At 51.0% G+C, this 5,865-nt stretch carries 8 protein-coding genes; all 8 read right to left on the reverse strand.

Going from position 1 to position 5,865, the window contains the following annotated elements; genetic code table 11:
* Positions 1-59: 59 nt before the first annotated feature.
* The 8 genes from E4M07_RS28785 to E4M07_RS28820 all read right to left on the reverse strand — a co-directional run bounded on the left by E4M07_RS28785 (position 60) and on the right by E4M07_RS28820 (position 5,418).
* A complete protein-coding gene (locus E4M07_RS28785; protein WP_136661858.1) occupies positions 60-371 on the reverse strand; it encodes a hypothetical protein in 312 nt (103 codons plus the stop codon).
* A gap of 2 nt (positions 372-373) precedes the next feature.
* Positions 374-1,003 (reverse strand): hypothetical protein, encoded by a 630-nt coding sequence (locus tag E4M07_RS28790; protein ID WP_136661859.1) that lies wholly within the window; start codon positions 1,001-1,003, stop codon positions 374-376.
* A gap of 12 nt (positions 1,004-1,015) precedes the next feature.
* Positions 1,016-1,510: a hypothetical protein gene (locus E4M07_RS28795; RefSeq protein WP_136661860.1), complete on the reverse strand. Its 495-nt coding sequence runs from the start codon at positions 1,508-1,510 to the stop codon at positions 1,016-1,018.
* A gap of 294 nt (positions 1,511-1,804) precedes the next feature.
* A complete protein-coding gene (locus E4M07_RS28800; RefSeq protein WP_136661861.1) occupies positions 1,805-2,605 on the reverse strand; it encodes a hypothetical protein in 801 nt (266 codons plus the stop codon).
* A gap of 14 nt (positions 2,606-2,619) precedes the next feature.
* Positions 2,620-3,033: a hypothetical protein gene (locus E4M07_RS28805; protein ID WP_136661862.1), complete on the reverse strand. Its 414-nt coding sequence runs from the start codon at positions 3,031-3,033 to the stop codon at positions 2,620-2,622.
* 453 nt (positions 3,034-3,486) lie between these two features.
* Positions 3,487-4,110, reverse strand: a complete 624-nt coding sequence (locus E4M07_RS28810; protein ID WP_136661863.1) for a hypothetical protein — start codon at positions 4,108-4,110, stop codon at positions 3,487-3,489.
* Positions 4,111-4,290: 180 nt separating this feature from the next.
* Positions 4,291-4,920, reverse strand: a complete 630-nt coding sequence (locus E4M07_RS28815) for a hypothetical protein (protein WP_136661864.1) — start codon at positions 4,918-4,920, stop codon at positions 4,291-4,293.
* 3 nt (positions 4,921-4,923) lie between these two features.
* Positions 4,924-5,418, reverse strand: coding sequence for a hypothetical protein (locus E4M07_RS28820; RefSeq protein WP_136661865.1), 495 nt, complete (start codon positions 5,416-5,418; stop codon positions 4,924-4,926).
* Between the last annotated feature and the right edge of the window lie 447 nt (positions 5,419-5,865).

The following is a 5,865-nucleotide window of genomic DNA, read 5'->3' on the forward strand; positions in this document are numbered from 1 at the left end:
TGTGCTAATCGTCTTCATGGTGTTGCTTCCTTTCAGGTTCAATGCCCTGAGCTTAATGCTCAGGGGAAGCAACGCCACCCAATCCTCAGTTCTTTTTCAACAGAGAACGGGACATCCCCCTCTTCCGTATCCATACCGGACAAGTGGGATCTCGAAATCCAGTCCAGATACCTGGCGCCGAATACAAAGGCATGCCGAAAGGCGTCCTGAGTTTTGGTATTCCTGTATGTCGGACGACCACTCTCATCATGGCCGCGAAACACGGTCAGCCCGCGGTTCGCCCCGTATTTGCCCGCCCAGGCCCGAAACACGGTGGGAGGTGACGCCAGGGGATTTGCTTGCCAGGCGTTGGGTAATTTGATGCCGGACATGTTCAGTCCTTCTCGTCAAACAGAAACAGGCAGCGATCGTATCTTGTTGAATGAACCGGCACGCAGCGAGCGATTGCACCGGGTATCAAACTGCACTGGCTGTGACCATCCGGGACGGTACTGTACACATAATCTGTCGATATGCCTGGGCTGCTCATCCCAAGCGTTTCAGCGAGCGAGAGCTGCAGTACGTTTCCAGAATGGTCGTAAATAAATGCGACAACTTCGCTGGCGTCCCAGCGGCATATCCTTTTTCCCATTACATTCTCTAAAAAACGCGGCTGGTCGTCATACATGGAATCGTATCCGCCTTCGGACATGGCAAGCAGGCACACTTCCCGCCAATCCTCGCCAAGATCCGTGAAGCTGATCGTGCCCGCCGATTTGTCCCAGTGAATCTTGTCTATCACAAGGTCCGACAAATCTTCCTCAAAGAGATTGTCCCACCTGCACAATAGGTCTGCGTTGGAATGCGAGGGCAGCACCAGCAACAGCGCAATAACAGAAGCGAACATCAATCTGCACGTGTTTGGCTGCCCCCACTTGAGCAGATTGTTGAACATTGTACCGGTAACCTGGGTCACATCGTCGATAATCCAGGCTTTACGGTTGTCGTCGTACCTGATTGTCATGGTCGGTTACTCTCATCTTGAAATGAAGTAATAAAATTTCGACATGTCTTTCTTGAAAAAAAACAGCACGCTAAGTCCGTGTAACGTGGTCGTGGCTATGATCGGCTCCGTTGCGAGCGACTCCAGAGTGATATCGTCCAGGTGGAAGCACCGCTTGGCGGAAAGCACCGCTCCTGAAAGTTCATGAGAAATTTCAGGGCGGCCTTCCCTGTTTTCAGCCGTTACAAATCCGCTGTAAGATCTGTACTCCCGCCATGTTTTGCCCAACTGGCGAAAGGAAAACAGCGCGCTGCTCTGCAAGATCTGGTCGGCGGTTAGTTCATCATGAACGATCCACGTGGTGAAAGAGCAATCCTCATCTACCCGAAAAATGTCCGACGTGATTTCGACATTCGGGAGGGCAGACCGCACACGCTTTTTCACCTCGGACTTCGACACAAAAAAGCAGCCGGAAATTGTCAAGGCCCCGAACAGCATCAGTGTCAAAGCAAACGAACCACGTCGCATTGCGAATTCTCCGTTTCCAGCCTGGATCGGAATTCTACCTGTAATTGTGTTCTATTTTTGTTCCGGTAGCAATTTGTCTCATGAAGTTTCCGGAACCACGCTGCAAAAGGCGCAGAAAAGCGATGTTACGTTTGTTGTGTACGTTTATAGGGAATTCGCGGACAGATCGCGATCCCAATTGCCGGCTGCGGCAGCCCCTTGCAGTCGGGAGTTCTATATCTGACTGAATTTGCTACGTTTATAACTCTCGCAGCCTTCGAGTGTTTTACCGAAATCCTTCTGACTGCGTAGCGCTCACCGGTCAAACCGGTTGGCCGGCGGTCTTGCGATATCCTCGAGCCGCGTCGCGCCCTTCACTTGTGGCACAAGACTAGGTGGCAGGAGGCGAAAATGATTTGGCAAATACGGCCGACTGTCGGAACCCAGCCTTGTCAGATCACCGGACAAAAGACGCTTTGTGCTGCGCATGTGTGACTGTCTGCGCTCCTTTTCGAGTGACCAGTTCTCCTGTTCCCATGCACGTGCCTCAAGCACTTTTTTCAGGAAATACGGCGTGCTCTTCAATTTTTCATTCCGATAGGTCCTGTCATGGGCCATGCCGTTATACAGGGAATATATATCCTCCGGAAATGGCACATCCAGTCGCTTCTCAATTTCAGAGAGCAGCTTTGCTGTTATGCGAATATTGTCATTCCTGTTGTGCCTGTTGCTTCCCGGTATCAGCGCTTCCCATGTCTCATCGACATTTCCTGGCAGGACAGTCGGCGAGCCCAGCGGGTTTAATTTGTCATACCAGCCTCTGGCCATCTCGGTGTAGATAACAGCCTTTACGAGGTCCGCGTCGACCGCAAACTCTTCTGCCGCGTTTTCGATTGTCTCGGCATGTTCCCGAACAAACTTTCCGGCCCCTTCATTGGCTTGCAATGACAGCTTCACTGGAAGGCCGAACGGATTTATGTCGACCTCATTTTCAGATATTCCGTACTTGAATTCCGGAATTTCATCGATTTCCTGGTGTTGGAACTGAAATTTCTGCTTTGTGTTATCACGAATGGCTTTTACTCGATCTTCCTTGATCGTCAGATACTTCTTCAACGAACCTCTCCCTCCTACCAGCACCTAAAATCCAATCCTGCCGAATGGCCTGCATCGCTTATCTGCACAATCAGCCGGCCGCTGATGTAGTCGACAGACGTCTCGACATCTTCGTAAAACTCGACCTTCTTGGCCGATGAAAACGCGATATTCTCAATCTTCTTGATCAATTCCTCCTCTTGGCCTTTTGCCCAATATTCATACACGCGAACAGCGCGAAATGCGCACTCCGGATCGGTTCCGTAAGCGCGAATATGGGACCCTTTTGCTAACAGGAGATAGTAACCATCTAGAACGTCTTCGACTTTATTTAGTTGTCTCGCAAATATAAAAAGATGTATATTATTTTTTAATGGTGCCGCAAATAACAATAGCCCTAAAGCAGCCAAAATCGCCAGATAGCGAATTATTTTCTTTACTTTTTTCATTTTCCCTCAACGAATGACGGATTGATCTGTTCAGCTTTGCCCAGTGAAGTCACCGTTTGGAAATTCATTTCTCCATCGACCGCCGTTTTGTTTTTCACTCTGCGGCATTTTCATCGGATCCGTTCTCATCTTAAAGAGCGGCGCCGTTGAGTGCTGCAAGGCTGACTGGCGCATGAGCCAGGGACGCCGTTTCAAATAGACTTCAGCTTAAAATTGTGTTCCTATTTTGTTCTGATGTCAAATCTTACGGTCATTCGCGTTTGATCATTGGCGGCGCGGGCGCAGAAAAGCGATGTTACGTTTGTTGTCTGCGTTTATAGGGAATTCGCAGACAGACCGCGATCCCATTGAACCACTGCACGAAGCCTATGCAGTACAGGGGTCTGTATGGTCCTGATTATTATTGTTTTTTTTTGGAGAGTGCGTATCGGTCATTTGGTAGTTTTTTTGCTTTCACCGGCCAAACCGGTTAGCCGGCGGCCGCGCGATGTCGTGAAGCCGCGTCGCGCCCTTGACCCGCGGCACCGTGCCGCCCATCAGCATGCGCAAGAGGTTCGGCGAGAACGGCCGGTTCTTGGGATCGAGCGCCGAGAGATCACCGGACAGCAGGCGGTGGAGGTTGGGATCGAGGCCGAGCTTTGGCCTTTGCACCCGCCCGGTCTTCTCGCCGCCACTGGCATTTGGAGTCGGTCTTTTCTGAACGTGTTCTGTTTTTGCCTTGAAATAATCTTTGAAAGTCTGTTCCACGATTTCCGGCCGCACGCCATGAAGAGGCAGGCGTCTGACATCATATCCGGCAACGTCTTTTGTTCTTGGATCCCTTTCCCCATCCAGTATAAGGCGACCCTTCCCCGTTGGGGCCGACTGAGACTTCCAAACATGTTGCGCGACAAAATCTGCAAATTGATCGTTTGTGATGCTGTCACCAAAGATCTCATGGGCTTCACGCGCCAGCAGAATTCCCTCGTAGTTGTTCCAATAATCCTTGAGATGCTGCTCCAACGGATTGCTTGCGAACCACTCGTTCAGGTACCCCGGCGCAAGCGTCTGAGCGGCGGCCGCCTCTTCCGTATCCATACCGGACAGGTGGGGTCTCGAAATCCAGTCCAGATACCTGGCGCCGAAAACAAAAGCATGCCGAAAGGCGTCTTGAGCGTCGTTATCGTCGTATATTGGGCGCCCAAGCCCTAAACACGGTGGGGGGAGACGCCAAGGGATCTTTTTGCCATGCGGTGGGAAGCTTGATGCCGGACATGTTCAATCCTTCTCGTCAAACAAAAAAATGCAACGATTGTATCTGATGCTCCCATCCGGAACACAACGGGCAACAGCATCGGCTATCGGGCTGCATTGGCTGTAACCATCCGGAGGCTTAGCGTATTTGTAATCTGTCGATATGCCCGGGCTGTCCATTCCGAACATTTCAGTAAGAGAAAGCTGCAGGACGTGATCGGAATGGTCATAAACAAACGCGATGACTTCTCTGGCGTTCCAGCGACATATTTCCTTTCCCAATACGCCCTCAATGAAACGTATATAACCGCCCCCCATTGTGTCGTATCCGCCCTCGGACATAGCTAGCAGGCACACTTCCCGCCAATCCTCGCCAAGATCTGTGAAGCTTATCGTGCCGGCCGATTTGTCCCAGTGAATCTTGTCTCTCACGAGGTGCGACAAGTCTTCCTCAAAAATATTGTCCCACCTGCACACAAGGTCCGCGTTTGAATGCGACGGAAGCATCTGCAGCAGCGCAAAAACAGAAAGGAAAAGCAGTCCGAACCTGCACGCTTGCCCCCACTTCAGGAGATTATTGAACATCGCACCGGTAACTTCGCCTATATCGTCAAAGATCCAGGCCTTGCGTTTGTTGTCATAGCGAATTGTCATACTTTAGATGCTCACAAGGTAGTAAAACTTGGTCATGTCGTGCTTCAGAAAAAATATTACGTCTTCACCATATGGAGAGAACGTAAAAATGACTGGATTATATTCGATATCGTGCAGTGTAAGATTTGCCTTATCCAGGCATGGTTTTGCGGCAATGATGGCGCGGTTGATACCCACCGCAACACCATCTGGAAGTTCGCTGTCCGGGCTGTCCAGCGAGTGTGCAAATGAATGCGATTCCATCCACCGCTTGCCCAGACCATCAAAGGATGCAAGTGCGCTGCTCTCAAGAACCTGCTTTGCGGAAAGTTCCTGATGCACGTTGAAGGAGGTAAGGAAACACTCGGAGGTGACCTCGAAAACGTCCGACGTGATTTCGACATTCGGGAGCGCAGACCGCACGCGCTTTTTTACCTCTGACTTCGAGACGAAAAAGCAGCCGGAAATCGTCAAGGCTCCGAACAGCATCAGCGTCAAAGCAAATGAACCCGGTCGCATTGCGAATTCTCCGTTTTCAGCCTGGAACGGAATACTACCTGTAATTGTGTTCTATTTTTGTTCCGATAATAATTTGTCTCGTGAAGTTTCCGGAATCACGCTGCAAAGGCGCAGAAAAGCAATGTTACGTTTGTTGTCTGCGTTTGTAGGGAATTTGAGGACAGACCGCGATCCCATCGAGCCGCTGCACGAGGCCTATGCAGTCTAGGGGTCTGTATGGCCCTGATTATTATTGTCTTTTTTGGCAGATACATATCGGTTATCCGGTTGGGTTTTTGCTTTCACCGGCCAAACCTATTTGCCGGCGGCCGCGCGATGTCGTGAAGCCTTGTCGCGCCCTTGACCCGCGGCACCTTGCCGCCCATCAGCATGCGCAAGAGGTTCGGCGAGAACGGCCGGTTCTTGGGATCGAGCGCCGAGAGATCGCCGGAGAGCAGGCGGTGGAGG

The sequence above is a fragment of the Nitratireductor sp. XY-223 genome (assembly GCF_004959855.1).
Lineage (GTDB): Bacteria > Pseudomonadota > Alphaproteobacteria > Rhizobiales > Rhizobiaceae > Hoeflea_A.